The organism is Streptomyces sp. NPDC056361, assembly GCF_042262805.1.
GTDB lineage: Bacteria > Actinomycetota > Actinomycetes > Streptomycetales > Streptomycetaceae > Streptomyces.
Genome location: NZ_JBHJQI010000182.1, coordinates 1 through 15,321, shown reverse-complemented (window position 1 = coordinate 15,321; position 15,321 = coordinate 1). Strand labels below are relative to the sequence as shown.

At 73.4% G+C, this 15,321-nt stretch carries 18 protein-coding genes; 15 read left to right on the top strand and 3 right to left on the bottom strand.

All coding sequences use genetic code 11. The annotated features are described in order from the left end of the window. The 9 genes from ACFCY7_RS36225 to ACFCY7_RS36185 form a co-directional block, all read left to right on the top strand. Positions 1-378: hypothetical protein (locus ACFCY7_RS36225; RefSeq protein ID WP_376490326.1), on the top strand; the 378-nt coding region annotated here is incomplete at its 5' end. A 45-nt stretch (positions 379-423) separates the two neighbouring features. After that, complete coding sequence (locus tag ACFCY7_RS36220) at positions 424-1,563, top strand: segregation and condensation protein A (protein WP_376490325.1); 1,140 nt, start codon at positions 424-426, stop codon at positions 1,561-1,563. 32 nt (positions 1,564-1,595) lie between these two features. Next, complete coding sequence (gene scpB, locus ACFCY7_RS36215; RefSeq protein WP_051787827.1) at positions 1,596-2,162, top strand: SMC-Scp complex subunit ScpB; 567 nt, start codon at positions 1,596-1,598, stop codon at positions 2,160-2,162. Further along, positions 2,162-3,514, top strand: a complete 1,353-nt coding sequence (locus ACFCY7_RS36210) for a pseudouridine synthase (RefSeq protein ID WP_376490324.1) — start codon at positions 2,162-2,164, stop codon at positions 3,512-3,514. The genes scpB and ACFCY7_RS36210 overlap by 1 nt, the downstream gene beginning before the upstream one ends. 124 nt (positions 3,515-3,638) lie before the next feature. Then, complete coding sequence (gene pnuC / locus ACFCY7_RS36205) at positions 3,639-4,289, top strand: nicotinamide riboside transporter PnuC (RefSeq protein WP_376490323.1); 651 nt, start codon at positions 3,639-3,641, stop codon at positions 4,287-4,289. Beyond that, positions 4,286-5,365, top strand: coding sequence for an AAA family ATPase (locus ACFCY7_RS36200; RefSeq protein ID WP_376490322.1), 1,080 nt, complete (start codon positions 4,286-4,288; stop codon positions 5,363-5,365). The genes pnuC and ACFCY7_RS36200 overlap by 4 nt, the downstream gene beginning before the upstream one ends. Next, on the top strand, positions 5,362-6,198 hold the full coding sequence (locus ACFCY7_RS36195) for an NUDIX domain-containing protein (protein WP_376490321.1): 837 nt from the start codon (positions 5,362-5,364) through the stop codon (positions 6,196-6,198). The genes ACFCY7_RS36200 and ACFCY7_RS36195 overlap by 4 nt, the downstream gene beginning before the upstream one ends. Next, the gene (locus ACFCY7_RS36190; protein ID WP_376490320.1) at positions 6,195-7,217 is read left to right on the top strand and encodes an ADP-ribosylglycohydrolase family protein; all 1,023 of its coding nucleotides are present in this window, start codon (positions 6,195-6,197) and stop codon (positions 7,215-7,217) included. The genes ACFCY7_RS36195 and ACFCY7_RS36190 overlap by 4 nt, the downstream gene beginning before the upstream one ends. 3 nt (positions 7,218-7,220) lie before the next feature. After that, positions 7,221-7,976, top strand: a complete 756-nt coding sequence (locus ACFCY7_RS36185) for a DNA polymerase beta superfamily protein (RefSeq protein WP_376490319.1) — start codon at positions 7,221-7,223, stop codon at positions 7,974-7,976. Positions 7,977-8,019: 43 nt separating this feature from the next. Here ACFCY7_RS36185 and ACFCY7_RS36180 read toward each other — a convergent pair whose 3' ends face one another. From ACFCY7_RS36180 to ACFCY7_RS36170, 3 genes are read right to left on the bottom strand one after another with little or no spacing between them, the layout of a single operon-like run. After that, positions 8,020-8,709, bottom strand: coding sequence for a DNA polymerase beta superfamily protein (locus ACFCY7_RS36180; protein WP_376490318.1), 690 nt, complete (start codon positions 8,707-8,709; stop codon positions 8,020-8,022). Positions 8,710-8,719: 10 nt separating this feature from the next. Then, positions 8,720-9,199: a Rieske (2Fe-2S) protein gene (locus ACFCY7_RS36175; RefSeq protein WP_376490317.1), complete on the bottom strand. Its 480-nt coding sequence runs from the start codon at positions 9,197-9,199 to the stop codon at positions 8,720-8,722. Positions 9,200-9,245: 46 nt separating this feature from the next. Then, positions 9,246-9,590, bottom strand: a complete 345-nt coding sequence (locus ACFCY7_RS36170; protein ID WP_376490316.1) for a DUF952 domain-containing protein — start codon at positions 9,588-9,590, stop codon at positions 9,246-9,248. A gap of 191 nt (positions 9,591-9,781) precedes the next feature. Between ACFCY7_RS36170 and ACFCY7_RS36165 the strand changes: the two genes are divergently transcribed. The 6 genes from ACFCY7_RS36165 to der all read left to right on the top strand — a co-directional run bounded on the left by ACFCY7_RS36165 (position 9,782) and on the right by der (position 15,271). Beyond that, positions 9,782-10,222 (top strand): YidB family protein, encoded by a 441-nt coding sequence (locus ACFCY7_RS36165; RefSeq protein ID WP_376490315.1) that lies wholly within the window; start codon positions 9,782-9,784, stop codon positions 10,220-10,222. 115 nt (positions 10,223-10,337) lie between these two features. Then, complete coding sequence (aroH, locus tag ACFCY7_RS36160) at positions 10,338-10,700, top strand: chorismate mutase (RefSeq protein ID WP_376490314.1); 363 nt, start codon at positions 10,338-10,340, stop codon at positions 10,698-10,700. Continuing rightward, complete coding sequence (locus ACFCY7_RS36155) at positions 10,697-11,785, top strand: prephenate dehydrogenase (protein WP_376490313.1); 1,089 nt, start codon at positions 10,697-10,699, stop codon at positions 11,783-11,785. The genes aroH and ACFCY7_RS36155 overlap by 4 nt, the downstream gene beginning before the upstream one ends. A 660-nt stretch (positions 11,786-12,445) precedes the next feature. Next, positions 12,446-13,111 carry a (d)CMP kinase gene (gene cmk, locus ACFCY7_RS36150; RefSeq protein WP_376490328.1) on the top strand — a complete coding sequence of 222 codons (666 nt, stop codon included), beginning with the start codon at positions 12,446-12,448 and terminating at the stop codon, positions 13,109-13,111. Positions 13,112-13,164: 53 nt separating this feature from the next. Further along, the gene (locus tag ACFCY7_RS36145; RefSeq protein WP_376490327.1) at positions 13,165-13,752 is read left to right on the top strand and encodes a lysophospholipid acyltransferase family protein; all 588 of its coding nucleotides are present in this window, start codon (positions 13,165-13,167) and stop codon (positions 13,750-13,752) included. A 70-nt stretch (positions 13,753-13,822) separates the two neighbouring features. Beyond that, positions 13,823-15,271, top strand: coding sequence for a ribosome biogenesis GTPase Der (gene der, locus ACFCY7_RS36140; protein WP_376490312.1), 1,449 nt, complete (start codon positions 13,823-13,825; stop codon positions 15,269-15,271). Positions 15,272-15,321 lie beyond the last annotated feature (50 nt).

Genomic DNA, 15,321 nt, shown 5'->3' with positions numbered 1-15,321 from the left:
GCCGAGGGCTCCGCGGAGCACGCGGCCGCCGACGCCGAGGCGGCCGAACCGCGAGCCCGGACGGCGGAGCCCGAGAGCCCCGCTCCGAAGGCGGCGCCCGCCGCGGCGGTCCCCGCCCCGGCAGCCGCCCGGCGGCGCGGCGGCCGTACCCCGAACCGGCGGCCCAGCGGCCGCGAGCGCCACGACGAGAAGATCACGGTCTACGTCTCCGCCGAGGAGCTGATGGACCTGGAGCACGCCCGGCTGGTGCTCCGCGGTGAGCACGGTCTCGCCGTCGACCGGGGCAGGATCGTCCGGGAGGCCGTCGCGGTCGTCCTGGCGGACCTGGAGTCCCGCGGCGACGCGAGCATCCTCGTGCGCCGCCTGCGCGGCCGCTGACGGTAGCCTGCGGGCTGCCGCGCTTCCCCGCTCTCCCTGGATCCCATGCACCACGCCTCTGACGAAACGTCCCGCCCGCCGCGCCGCCGCCTCCTGGGCCGCGGCCCGGGCGAGCCGGACCCCGCACCGGCCGTGGAGCCCGTGTCCGTGGAGCCGGTATCCATGGGGCCCGTGTCCGCGGAGCCCGTATCCACGGGGCTCGTGTCCGTGGAGCCCGTATCCACGGGGTTCGTGTCCGCGGAGTCCGTCGTGGAGCCGGATGCGGTCGTCGTGCCCGAGCCCGTCGTGGAGCCGGACCTGATCGTGGTGCCCGATCCGGTCGTCGAGCCCGAGCCCGTCGTGGTGCCCGAGCCCGCCGCGGTGCCCGAGCCGGTGGGCGAGTCCGCCGATGCCGGGGGCGGGCGGTTCACCGTGCGGCTGGCGAACTTCGAGGGGCCGTTCGACCTGCTCCTGCAGCTGATCACCAAGCACAAGCTCGACGTCACCGAGGTGGCGCTGTCGCAGGTGACCGACGAGTTCATGGCGCACCTGCGCGCGCTGGGGCCGGACGGCGACCTCGACCAGACCACCGAGTTCCTCGTGGTCGCCGCCACCCTGCTCGATCTGAAGGCGGCCCGGCTGCTGCCCGCCGCAGAGGTGGAGGACGAGGCGGACCTCGCGCTCCTGGAGGCCCGCGACCTGCTGTTCGCCCGGCTCCTCCAGTACCGCGCGTACAAGCGCATCGCGGCGATCTTCGAGGAGCGGTGGGAGACCGAGGGCCGCCGCCATCCCCGTACCGTCGGACTGGAACCGCACCACGCCGAGCTGCTGCCCGAGGTGGTCATCTCCATCGGCGCCGAGGGCTTCGCGAAGCTGGCGGTCAAGGCCATGCGGCCCAAGCCCGAGCCACAGGTGTACGTCGACCACATCCACGCCCCGCTCGTCAGCGTCCGGGAGCAGGCCGCCGTGGTCGTCGCGCTGCTGCGGGAGCGGGGGACGGCGGTCTTCCGCGAGCTGATCGAGGACGCCGGCGACACCCTCACCGTCGTCGCCCGCTTCCTCGCCCTCCTGGAGCTCTACCGGGAGAAGGCCGTCGCCCTCGACCAGGAGACCGCCCTGGGGGACCTCACGGTCTCCTGGACCGGCGGGGAGACGGACCCGTCCGGTGCCGTGACCGACGAATTCGACCAGGAGGCCACCGCGTGAGCGACCTCAAGCCCGCCCTCGAAGCCGTCCTCATGGTCGTCGACGAGCCCGCCACCGAGGCCCACCTCGCCAAGGTCCTGGAGCGCACCCCGCGCGAGGTGGCCGACGCCCTGCACGAGCTGGCCGACGAGTACACCGTCCAGGGCCGCGGCTTCGAGCTGCGGAGGGTGGCCGGCGGCTGGCGGTACTACTCCCGCCCCGCCCACGCCGCGGCCGTCGAGGCCTTCGTGCTGGACGGGCAGCAGGCCCGGCTCACCCAGGCGGCCCTGGAGACCCTCGCGGTCGTCGCGTACCGCCAGCCGGTCAGCCGTTCACGGGTCTCCGCGGTCCGCGGGGTCAACTGCGACGGCGTGATGCGGACCCTCCTCCAGCGCGGTCTGGTGGAGGAGGCGGGCGCGGAACCCGAAACAGGTGCGATCCTGTACAGGACGACGAACTACTTCCTGGAGCGGATGGGCCTGCGGGGCCTGGACGAACTCCCCGAGCTCGCGCCCTTCCTCCCCGAGGCGGAGGCGGTCGAGCCGGACTCGCTGGAAGGGGTTCCTTCGTTCGATCCGGATGCACCGGATCGTGAGGACGACGACAAGACGGAAGTTTGATGCGAAGCAGCAGCGGCAGGAACAGCAGCGGAAACAACGGCGGGAGCCGTGGTGGCAACAGCGGCGGCCGCGGCGGCAGCAGCGGCGGCGGCCGTGGTGGCAGCGGCTCCGGCGGCGGCGGCGGTTACCGGGGCTCCGGTGGCAGCGGCTCCGGCGGTGGCGGCTACCGCGGCGGCTCGGGTGGCAGCGGCTCCGGTGGCGGTGGCTACCGGGGCGGCTCCGGTGGCAGCGGCTCCGGCGGCGGTGGCTACCGCGGTGGCTCGGGTGGCAGCGGCTCCGGCGGCGGTTACCAGGGCGGCTCCGGTGGCGGCTACCAGGGTGGTGGCGGCGGTGGCCGCGACGACCGGCGCCCGAGCAACCCGCGTCGGCCGCGCCCCGAGGAGCGCTCCTACGACGTGGGCGGCCCCTCCGAGGCCCCGAAGAAGGGTCGCGGCGCCGCGGCCCGCGGTGGCGCCAAGGGCGGCCCCAAGGCCCCTCAGGGCGGCACCCCGCCCCGTCGCGGCCCGCACGGGCAGCGGCAGGCCCCGGCCCGCTCGCGCGAGCTCGACGCCAAGATCGAGCAGCGCAACCGGGAGCGGTACGAGAACCGGCCGCAGATCAAGACCCCCAAGACCTTCCCGGGCGCCGAGCAGGAGGGCGAGCGTCTGCAGAAGGTCCTCGCCCGCGCCGGCATGGGCTCGCGCCGCGCCTGCGAGGAGCTCATCGAGCAGGCCCGCGTCGAGGTCAACGGCGAGGTCGTCCTGGAGCAGGGCAAGCGCGTCGACCCGGAGAAGGACGAGATCAAGGTGGACGGCCTGACCGTCGCCACCCAGTCCCACCTGTTCTTCGCGCTGAACAAGCCGGCCGGCGTCGTCTCCACCATGGAGGACCCGGACGGCCGCCAGTGCCTCGGCGACTACGTCAACAACCGCGAGACCCGGCTGTTCCACGTCGGCCGGCTCGACACGGAGACCGAGGGCATCATCCTGCTCACCAACCACGGTGAGCTGGCCCACCGCCTCACGCACCCGAAGTACGGCGTGAAGAAGACCTACCTGGCCGCCATCACCGGCCCGCTGCCCCGCGAGGTCGGCAAGCGGCTCAAGGACGGCATCCAGCTGGAGGACGGCTACGCCCGCGCCGACCACTTCCGCGTGGTCGAGCAGACCGGCAAGAACTACCTGGTCGAGGTCACCCTGCACGAGGGCCGCAAGCACATCGTGCGCCGCATGCTGGCCGAGGCCGGCTTCCCGGTCGAGAAGCTGGTCCGCACCGCCTTCGGCCCGATCTCCCTGGGCGACCAGAAGTCGGGCTGGCTGCGCCGCCTCACCAACACCGAGGTCGGCATGCTGATGAAGGAAGTCGGCATGTAGGGCTCCCCGCCGTACCCGACGAAGCCCGCGACCGCCCCGGCGGCCGCGGGCTTCGTCGTGCGACGGGCCTTGTGGCCGCGGCCCGTCCGCCTTTATAGTCAACATGACTCTTAAGGAGGCGGGCGTGAGCCTCGCGAACATCCTCGAACCCCTGCAGCAGCCGCTCCTCACCGTCCTCGACACCCCGGTCAGCTGGACCGAGGTGCTGGGATTCGGCAGCGGCGCGCTGTGCGTCTGGCTCGTCGCCCGCCAGCACGTGGCCAACTGGCCCATCGGCATCGCCAACAACCTCTTCTTCGTCCTGCTGTTCGCCCAGGCCGGGCTCTACGCCGACGCCGGCCTCCAGATCGTCTTCATCACCCTCGCCGTGTACGGCTGGTGGACCTGGACCCACGGGGGTGGACCAGGCTCCGACGCCCTCCCGGTGCGCCGCACCACGCGCACCGAGTGGACGTGGCTGCTCGCGGCGGGGGTGGTGGGGACCCTCGCCCTCACCCTCCTGCTCGACCGCGTCACCGACTCGACCGTCCCCTTCTGGGACGCCCTCACGACCGTGCTCTCCCTGGCGGCCACCTACGGCCAGTGCCGCAAGCTGGTGGAGTCCTGGTGGCTGTGGATCGCCGCCGACGTCGTCTACGTACCGCTGTACGCCTACAAGGAGCTCTACCTGACCTCCCTGCTGTACGTCGGCTTCATGACGCTCTGCGTCATCGGCCTGCGCGGCTGGACCCGGGACCTCGCCGGTGCCGGACGACCCGTGGGAGCGACCGCGTGAAGCGCCACGGCCACGGCCTCGTCCTCGGCAAGTTCTATCCGCCGCACGCCGGCCACCACCACCTCGTCCGCACCGCGCGCGACCGCTGCGAGCGCCTCACCGTCCTCGTCTGCGCCTCCTCCGTGGAGAGCCTCCCGCTGGAGGACCGGGTCGCCTGGATGCGCGAGGTCCACCCCGACGTCCTCGTCGTGGGCGCCGTCGACGACGTCCCCGTCGACCTGCACGACCCCGACGTGTGGGCCGCCCACATGGCCGTCTTCCGGGCCGCCGTCCCCGAACGCGTCGACGCGGTCTTCACCTCCGAGCCGTACGGGGAGGAGCTCGGCCGCCGCTTCGGCGCCGAGTCCGTCCTCGTCGACCCCGAGCGAACCCGCTTCCCCGTCTCCGGCACCGCCGTCCGCGCGGACCCCGCCGGCTGCTGGGACTTCCTGGAACCCCCCGTACGGGCCGCCCTCACCCGCCGGATCGTCGTCCTCGGCGCCGAGTCCACCGGCACCACCACCCTGGCCCTCGCGCTCGCCGACCACTACCGGCGGCGCGGCGGCGTCTGGGCCCGCACCCGGTACGTACCGGAGTACGGGCGCGAGTACAGCGAACTCAAACTCGCCGAACTCCGCGCCGAACGGCCCGGCGCCACCTGGTCCGACGTCGCCTTCCGCTCCTCCGACTTCCCCGTCATCGCCCAGCGCCAGGCCGAACTGGAGGAGGAGGCCGCCCGCGACGGCTCACCCGTCCTCTTCTGCGACACCGACGCCTTCGCCACCACCATCTGGCACGAGCGGTACATGGGCACCACCAGCCCCGACACCGGCGAGATCGCCGCCCGCGGCCGACAGCACCTCTGGCTGCTCACCGACCACCGGGGCGTCGACTTCGAGGACGACGGACTGCGCGACGGGGAACACCTGCGGCCCTGGATGACCGCCCGGTTCCTCACCCAGCTCGCCCACACCGGCCGCCGCACGGCCGTCCTCACCGGCCCCCACGAGGAGCGGCTCGCGACCGCCGTCGCCGCCGTCGACGCCCTCCTCGCCGAGGGCCCGCAGCTCGCGGACCCCCTGCCGGAGCGTCGATGACCCGCCCCGAGATCCCCGAGATCCCCGAGGACCACGAGATCCCCGAGGACCACGAGATCCCCGAGGTCCACGAGAGCCTCGAGATCCCTGAGACCCCCGAGGTCCACGAGATCCCCGAGGGGTACGACCCCCGCGCCTTCGAGCCGTTCGCCGTCACCGTCGACCTCGCCGTCCTCACCGTCCGCGAGGAGCGCCTCCACGTCCTCCTCGTCGAGCGCGGCACGTCGCCGTACGCCGGATCCTGGGCCCTGCCCGGCGGCTTCGTGCTGCCCCGCGAGTCCGCAGAACTCGCCGCCCGCCGCGAACTCGCCGAAGAGACCGGCCTCTCCGGCGCCACCGTCGCCGGCCTCCACCTCGAACAGCTCCGCACCTACAGCGACCCGGACCGCGACCCGAGGATGCGGGTCGTCTCCGTGGCCTTCACCGCCCTCGTACCGGACCCGCCGGAACCGCGCGGCGGCGGCGACGCGGCCCAGGCCCGCTGGATTCCGTACGGGACACACGGCCCGCTCGCCTTCGACCACGACCGGATCCTCGCCGACGCCCACGACCGGGTCGGCGCCAAGCTGGAGTACACCTGCCTCGCCACCGCCTTCTGCCCGTCCGAGTTCACCCTCGGCGAGCTGCGGCAGGTCTACGAGACGGTCTGGGGCGTCGAACTCGACCGCCCCAACTTCCGGCGCAAGGTCCTCGCCACGCCCGGCTTCGTCCAGGCCGTGGAAGGACCTCCGCGCCTCACCGGTGGACGGGGAAAACCGGCCGCCCTCTACCGGGCGGGCGACGCCACCACCCTCCACCCGCCCCTCCTGCGACCGGAAGGACGCCCCGCATGAACCTCGCACGACACGCGACCAAGCAGGCCGCGACGGGCTCCCTGATCGGGCTCGCGCTCGGCGACGCGCTGGGCCGGCCCACGGAGTTCAGCGATGTCCCGCTGATCATCAGCTGGTTCGGCCCCTGGCGGCGGATGGCACTTCCCGACACCGGCCGCGTCACCGACGACACCCAGATGACCCTCGCCTTCGCCCGTGGCATCCGCACGGCCATGGACCGGGAGGTGCTCTCCCCGCACGCGCTCGCCGGGCCCGTCCGCGCCGAGTTCGTCGCCTGGTACCACGACCCGGAGAACAACCGGGCCCCCGGCAACACCTGCCTGACCGCCTGCGGGCTCCTCGACGGCGACCGGCTCTGGCAGGACGCCAGCCAGATCCACTCCAAGGGCTGCGGCGCCAACATGCGGGTCGCGCCCATCGGGCTCGTCCCCGGGCTCAGCGAGGAGCAGCGGGCGGGCGCCGCGCAGCTCCAGTCGGCGCTGACCCACGGTCACCCGACCGCGCTCGCCGCCTCCGACCTCACCGCCCGCGCCGTGTACCTGCTCGCGCAGGGCGTGGACCCGGCCGGGCTCGTCGGACAGCTCCGTTCGTACGCGTACGAGAACCGCTCCCGCTACCACGAGCAGTGGCTCGGCGACCTGTGGACCCGCTCCCAGGACCCGTCCGCCCTCCACTTCGTCCAGCGCGGCTGGGACGAGTGCCTGGCCGTCCTGGAACGCCTCGACGCCGTCCAGCGCACGGCGGACCCGGAGCTCGACCCCTGCGAGTACACCGGCGACGGCTGGATCGCAGAGGAGGCCCTCGCGACCGGGCTGCTCTGCTTCCTGCTCTTCCCCGAGGAGCCCCTCACCGCGCTGCGCCGCGCCGCCTGCACCCGCGGCGACTCCGACTCGATCGCCTCCCTCGCGGGCGCCTTCGCCGGCGCCCACCTCGGCGCCGACGCGTGGCCGAAGGAGTGGGCGGAGAGCGTCGAGTACCGGAGCGACCTGCTGACCTTCGGCGCGCTCTGGGACGCTTGACCCATGACGCTCACCCTGGACCTGGACCTCTCCGCCGTCGTCGCGGAACAGCCCGACCCGCTGCTCTTCGCGACGGTCTCCGGCGCGCACCTCTACGGCTTCCCGTCCCGCGACTCGGACGTGGACCTGCGCGGCGCGCACCTGCTGCCCGTGGACGCCCTCATAGGCCTCCGCGAGCCGGAGGAGACCCGCAGCAGGATGTGGGACCGGGACGGCGTCGAGATGGACCTCGTCACCCACGACCTGCGGAAGTTCGCCCGGCTGATGCTGCGCCGCAACGGCTACGTCCTGGAGCAGCTGACCTCGCCGCTCGTGGCCCACACCACGGACACCCACGCGGAGCTGGTCTCCCTCGTGCCCCGGGTGCTCACCCGTCACCACGCGCACCACTACCGGGGCTTCGCCGGGACGCAGTGGCGGCTCTTCGAGAGCAGCGGCGAACTCAAGCCGCTGCTCTACACCTACCGGGCGCTGCTCACCGGCATCCACCTGATGCGCTCGGGCGAGGTCCAGGCCCACCTGCCGACCCTCGCCGGCGAGGTGGCCGAGGCGCCCGCCCGGCTGACCGACCTCGTCGCGGCGAAGACCGAGGCCGAGCACGGGCGCGCGGAGGTGGCCGTCGCGGACGTACGCGCCGAGACGGAGGCCCTGCACGGGCTCCTGGACGAGGCCCAGGCGACCTCGGCGCTCCCGGAGGCCGCGCACGTCCAGGACGCGCTGCACGACCTCGTCGTACGAGCGAGGCTGAGCACCCGCTAGGTCCCTCCCAGGAAGCGGGGGGCGGGCGGTCTCCGGACGGGGCCTAGAGCTCGGCGAGGGCCGACGCCCGGCGGGCGCGGATCAGGAAGTCCTGCACGCGCGCGTGGTCGGGGGCGTCCGGGAGCGGGGTCGAGTCGTGGGCGCGGTCGGCCTCGTCCTGGAGGCGGTTCATCCAGGACTCGACCTCGGACCAGGGCACCTCGCCCCGCTTGACCTCGAGGAGGCGGTCGCGCTCCTCCCCGACGCCGATGCGGAGCTCGCCGGTGCGCAGGAGGTCGCGGCAGCTGGTCAGGAGCCTGAGCAGGTGCATGGCGTGCTTCCAGCGGGGGTGGCCGTACTGGCGGACGTCCGCGTCGAGCTTGCGGCGCTGGCCGCCCGCGTAGCGGACGAACGTCTGGTGGGCCCGGCGGGAGAGGAAGGCGGTGCGCAGCGAGAGGAGTTCGCGGCCGAGGTCGTCGACGTACTCGACGACGGGGGAGTGGAGGCACTCCAGGACGTTCGGGTTGTTGCGCAGGGCCAGCTCGCAGAAGCGCTCCAGCTCCCAGCTGAACTGCTCCTCGCCCGGCCCCTCCACATGGGCGGGCGGCTTCTCGAAGTGCCAGAACAGCGGCGTCGGGGCGAGATAGACGCCCCGGACGTCGGTGTCGCTGCCCTCGGTCGCGAGGCCGAAGGCGCGCGAGCCCATCACGCAGGAGTAGATCGTGTGCTCGCGCACCAGCTCGTCCGGAGTCATGCCGGGCAGGTTACGCGAGGGTGATCGTCTCCCCCGAGACAATAATCTGCTCGGCGGGCAGCGGACGGGGAGCCGGTCCCGCCGCCACCGAACCGTCGGCGATGCGGTACTTGGAACCGTGGCAGGGGCAGTCGATGGTGCCGTCCGCGACCTTGTTCACCAGACAGCCCTGATGCGTGCAGACCGCGGAGAACGCCTTGAACTCACCCGCCTCGGGCTGGGTCACGACGACCTTCTCCTCGGTGAAGACCGTGCCCCCGCCGACCGGGATGTCCGACGTCTTCGCCAGCACGGGGCCGGCCCCGCCCGTCGTGCTCGTGGCGGCCGGCGTGGACTCCGCGGCGGTGGTGGCGGCCGGACCGGACGGCGTGGCCGGGGCGCCGGTGGTCGTGGCCGTGCCGCCGTCGCCCCCGCCGTCCGAGCCGCAGCCCGTCGTCAGGGCCGCGGCGGCGAAGAGGACGGTACGGCGTTTCGTAGCGCGTGAAGTCATACGGGCCAGCTTGGCGCCGGGCCCGCCGCCCGGGCCCGCAACACGCCTACGCGCGGGGGAACAGCTCCCTCGCACGGCCGTCCGCGTCCCGCCGCACCTCGAGGACCGACGTCACCGCCGCCCGCTCGACCGGTCCGTAGACATGCGGGAAGAGCACGTCCCCCGAACCCTCCCAGCGGACCTCCCCGCCCAGCCGGGACTCGTCGATCACGAGCACCAGGAGCGGGCCGGGCACGGCCCGGTAGCGCGCGTCCGCGACCGCCAGGGCCGAGGCCTCGTCAGCGGAGCAGTGGACGAAGCCCTCGGCGGCGAGCGACGGCGGGGCGTAGGGGGCATCGGGCGCCTCGGGGGCGGCGGACCAGTCGGCCAGCGGTACGACGTGCAGCAGCATCCGACAGTTCTACCCCGCCGCCGGTTCCACCCCGCTGCCCGCCCAGGCCGGTGCGTCCCCCGGTGCGTCCTCCGATGCGGACGCCGGGCACCGCCTCTCCGGCCGGCGCGTCCCGGTGTGTACACCGAGTGGCGGAACATCCGGGTTCAGGTGACATTGAGCGTGTTCCGTACCGGACGAAAGGCACAACCATGGCGGGAAACGACCTCGGCAGTCTCCTCGGCGGCCTCCTCGGAGGCGGCGGACAGGGCGCCGGAGGTGCCGGCGGTGCCGGCGGCCTCCTCGGCTCCCTGCTCGGCGCCCTCGCGGGCGGCGGGAGCGGCGGCGGAGGCGGAAACGGCTCGAACCCGCTCGGCGGCCTCCTCGACATGCTCACCAGGTCCGGCCTCGCCGACCAGGCCCAGTCCTGGATCGGCACCGGCGACAACCAGCCCGTCAGCGGCGCCCAGATCGCCGAAGCCCTCCCCGACGACACCCTCCGGAAGGCCGCGGCGGAAGCCGGAGTCAGCCCGCAGGAAGCCGCCGACGAGATCGCCAGGTCCCTGCCGCAGGCCGTCGACAAGCTGACCCCGAACGGCTCGCTGCCCCAAGGCGGCTCCCTCGAGGACATCATCCGGCAGCAGCAGCTCTGACCCGGCCGGCGGCCGCCCTCCGCCCCGCACGTCTCGGAGGGCGGGCGCCGCGACGCGCCGACCCCACCGCTGACTAGGCTGAACGGAGCACTTGACGCAGGCGAAGGAGCACGACGTGGCGGTACGAGCGGTCCGAGGAGCCGTCCAGCTCGAACGGGACGAGGCCGGACACATGCGCGAGCAGGTCGAAGAGCTGCTCACCGCCGTCCTCACGCGCAACGGGCTCACCCACGACGACCTCATCAGCATCTGGTTCACGGCCACGCCCGATCTGCACAGCGACTTCCCCGCCGCCGCGGCCCGCCACGTCGGGATCGTCGACGTCCCCCTGATCTGCGCACAGGAGCTCGACATCGACGGGGCGATGCCCAGGGTCGTCCGGCTCCTCGCCCACGTCGAGACCGACCTGCCCAAGTCCGCGATCGCGCACGTCTACCTCGGCGCCGCGGCCGCCCTGCGCAAGGACATCGCCCAGTGAGAACAGCCCTCGTCATCGGCACCGGACTGATCGGCACCTCCGCCGCCATCGCCCTCGCGGGCCGGGGCGTCACCGTCCACCTCCGCGACCACGACCCCGCGCGCGCCAGCACCGCCGCCGCGCTCGGCGCCGGTACCGACGAGGCGCCCGAAGGCCCCGTCGACCTCGCCATCGTCGCCGTACCCCCGGCCCACGTCGCCACCACCCTCGCCGACGCCATGACCGCCGGGCTCGCCCGCGGATACCTCGACGTGGCCAGCGTCAAGGGCGGACCGAAGCGCGAGCTGGAGGCACTGGGCCTCGACCTCACCTCGTACATCGGTACGCACCCCATGTCCGGCAAGGAGCGGTCCGGCCCGCTCGCCGCGACCCCCGACCTCTTCGAGGGACGGCCGTGGGTCCTCACCCCCACCCGCGACACCGACACCGAGGTCCTCAACCTCGCCCTCGAACTCGTCGCCCTCTGCCGGGCCGTCCCCGTCGTCATGGACGCCGACGCCCACGACCGGGCCGTCGCCCTCGTCTCCCACACCCCGCAGCTGGTGTCCTCCATGGTCGCCGCGCGCCTCCAAGAGGCCGACGAGTCCGCCGTACGCCTCTGCGGCCAGGGCATCCGCGACGTCACCCGCATCGCCGCCTCCGACCCGCGCATGTGGATCGACATCCTCTCCGCCAACCCCGGCCCCGTCGCCGACGTCCTCTCCGGCGTCGCCGCCGACCTCGACGAGACCGTCCGCGCCCTCCGCTCCCTCCAGTCCGCCGACGAGGACAAGCGCCGCGACGGCGCCGCGGGAGTCGAGGACGTCCTCCGGCGCGGCAACGCCGGACGGGCCCGCGTCCCCGGCAAGCACGGTGCCGCCCCCGCCGTCTACGAGACCGTCGCCGTCCTCATCAGCGACCAGCCCGGTGAGCTCGCCCGCATCTTCGCCGATGCCGGGCGTGCGGGGGTCAACATCGAGGACGTCCGCATCGAGCACGCGACCGGGCAGCAGGCGGGGCTCGTCCAACTCATGGTCGAGCCGGCCGCCGCGGTCGTCCTCGCCTCCGCCCTCCAAGAACGCGGCTGGTCCCTCCGCACGACCTGACCCCTCCCGGCGGTCCGAGCCCGCACCTCCACCGCCCGCCCCCATTGCGGGCCCCCGCCGCCCCGCCCGTTGCGGGCACTCGCTCCGCTGAGGCGGTGCCCACCCCGTTGTGGTCTCCGCCTGGCTGCGACGGCGCCCCGCCCGTTGTGGGCATTCGTTCCACTGGGACGGCGCCCACCCTCGCACCCCCGGCCCACCCCGTTGTGGGCAATCGTCCGCCAGGGGCGGGACGGGTGGGCACAACGGACGGCGCCCCCTGCCGGGCCTAGGCTTCCGCGCCTGAACCCGAACCCGATGCGCGGCGCACTCAAGGTGCGGGTCCAGGCACAAGGGGCGGGGGCGCCGCTGAGGGCGCCGTCCCGTGTGCCCACCCGTCCCGCCCTGCGGGACGATTGCCCACACGGTGGGTGGTGGCCGCAGGCTCGGCGGTGGGCGCAGCCCACATGGGCGGCGGGGCCGGCGCGCGGGCCGACGTGGCGCGGGCGCGGGCCGACGTGGCGAGGTGCGGGGCGACGTGGCGGGGTGTGGGTGCGGGCGCGGGGGGTGCAGGGGCGGGCGGGGCCGGAGGGGGGTTGGGGAGTCGGTAACCTTGTGGGGGGCCATGGCAAGACCGCCGGGACCCGCCGCAGACCCCAGGAAGGTACTCCCACCGTGGAATCCGTGATCGTCGCCATCGACGGGCCCTCCGGCACGGGCAAGTCGAGCACCTCGAAGGCGGTCGCCGCCAAGTTGGGGCTGAGCTACCTGGACACCGGTGCGCAGTACCGGGCGATCACGTGGTGGATGATCAGCAACGGGGTGGACGTCCACGACGCGGAGGCCGTGGCGAACGCGGCGGGGAAGCCGGTCATCGTGTCCGGTACGGACCCGGCGCGGCCGACGATCACCGTGGACGGCGCGGACGCGGCCGGCCCGATCCGTACCGAAGAGGTCACGTCGAAGGTCAGCGCGGTGAGCGCCGTCCCCGAGGTGCGGGCGCTGATCACCGAGCTCCAGCGGAGCATCGCCAAGGGCGCGGAGCTGGGCATCGTCGTGGAGGGCCGGGACATCGGCACCACGGTGCTGCCCGACGCCGACCTGAAGATCTTCCTCACGGCGTCGCCGGAGGCCCGTGCCGCGCGCCGTTCGGGCGAGCTCAAGGGCGTCGACGTGCACGCGACGAAGGAAGCGCTGATCAAGCGGGACGCGGCGGACTCCAGCCGCAAGACGTCGCCGCTGGCGAAGGCGGACGACGCCGTGGAGGTCGACACCACCGACCTCACGCTGGACCAGGTCATCGAGTGCGTCGTGACGCTCGTGGACGAGAAGCGGACGGCCGCCAAGTGACCCTGCCCTCCGAGAAGGGCGCCGCCGTCGGCCGTCGCATCGGCATCGGGCTGATGTACGGCTTCTGGAAGCCGCGCGTCCTCGGCGCTTGGCGGGTGCCGGCCTCCGGCCCCGCCATCCTCGCCGTCAACCACGCGCACAACATCGACGGCCCCATGCTCATGGGCACCGCCCCGCGACCCGTGCACTTCCTGATCAAGAAGGAGGCGTTCGTCGGCCCGCTCGGCAGCTTCCTGGAGGGCATCGGGCAGCTCAAGGTCGACCGGGAGGGCACCGACCGCAAGGCGATAGGCGACGCGCTCGGCGTCCTGGAGCAGGGCGGCGTCCTCGGGATCTTCCCCGAGGGCACCCGCGGCGACGGCGACTTCGCCTCGCTGCGCGCCGGCCTCGCCTACTTCGCCGTCCGCAGTGGCGCGCCGATCGTCCCGGTCGCCGTCCTGGGAAGCACCGAGCGCCGGGGACGGTTGGTCAAGACACTGCCTCCGCTGCGCGGCCGCGTCGACGTCGTCTTCGGCGACGCCTTCGAGGCGGGCGACGGATCCGGCCGCCGTACCCGCAAGGCGCTCGACGAGGCCACCGTACGCATCCAGGACCGGCTCACCGCCCACCTGGAAAACGCCAGGCGCCTCACCGGGCGCTGAGCGAGACTTTCAGTAGTGGGCCCCGCGGCCCGGGGACCCACCGACCACGAATGATCAAGGAACGGACTTCATGAACGACCAGCACGACCACGGGGCACTTGGCGACGCCGAGTACGCGGAGTTCATGGAGCTCGCCGCGGAAGAAGGCTTCGACATCGACGAGGTCGAGGGCGCGATCGAGGAGGCCGGGCACGGCCCGCTCCCCGTCCTCGCCGTCGTCGGCCGCCCGAACGTCGGCAAGTCGACCCTGGTGAACCGCATCATCGGCCGCCGCGAGGCCGTCGTCGAGGACAAGCCGGGCGTCACCCGCGACCGCGTCACCTACGAGGCCGAGTGGGCCGGCCGCCGCTTCAAGGTCGTCGACACGGGCGGCTGGGAGCAGGACGTCCTCGGCATCGACGCCTCCGTCGCCGCCCAGGCCGAGTACGCCATCGAGGCCGCCGACGCCTGCCTCTTCGTCGTGGACGCCACCGTCGGCGCCACCGACACCGACGAGGCCGTCGTCAAGCTGCTCCGCCGCGCGGGCAAGCCGGTCGTCCTCGCCGCGAACAAGGTCGACGGCCAGTCCGGCGAGGCCGACGCCGCGATGCTGTGGTCGCTGGGCCTCGGCGAGCCGTTCCCCGTCTCCTCGCTGCACGGCCGCGGCACCGGCGACCTCCTCGACGAGGTCCTGCGGAAGCTGCCCGAGGCCCCCGAGCAGCGCTTCGGCAACGCGGTGGGCGGCCCCCGCCGCATCGCCCTCATCGGCCGCCCGAACGTCGGCAAGTCCTCCCTGCTCAACAAGGTGGCCGGCGAGGACCGCGTGGTCGTCAACGAGCTGGCCGGCACCACCCGCGACCCGGTCGACGAGCTCATCGAGCTCGGCGGCGTGACGTGGAAGTTCGTCGACACGGCCGGCATCCGCAAGAAGGTCCACCTGCAGGCCGGCGCGGACTACTACGCCTCGCTGCGGACCGCCGCGGCCATCGAGAAGGCGGAGGTGGCCGTCATCCTCATCGACACCACCGACAACATCTCGGTCCAGGACCAGCGCATCATCACGACGGCGGTCGAGTCGGGCCGCGCCATCGTCATCGCCTACAACAAGTGGGACGAGCTCGACGAGGAGCGCCGCTACTACCTCGAGCGCGAGATCGAGACCGAGATGCAGCAGGTCGCCTGGGCGCCCCGCGTCAACGTCTCCGCCAAGACCGGCCGCCACATGGAGAAGCTGGTCCCGGCGATCGAGACCGCCATCGCCGGCTGGGAGACCCGCGTCCCCACCGGCCGGCTGAACTCGTTCCTCGGCGAGATCGTCGCGGCCCACCCGCACCCGGTCCGCGGCGGCAAGCAGCCCCGCATCCTCTTCGGCACGCAGGCCGGCACCAAGCCGCCGCGCTTCGTGCTGTTCGCCTCGGGCTTCCTCGAGGCCGGCTACCGCCGCTTCATCGAGCGCCGTCTGCGCGAGGAGTTCGGCTTCGAGGGCACCCCGATCCACATCTCGGTCCGGGTGCGCGAGAAGCGCGGCCGCAAGAAGTAGCGAGGTGGCACCCTCGCGGTGACACGGCGGAGGGCCGGGGCTTTCGAAGC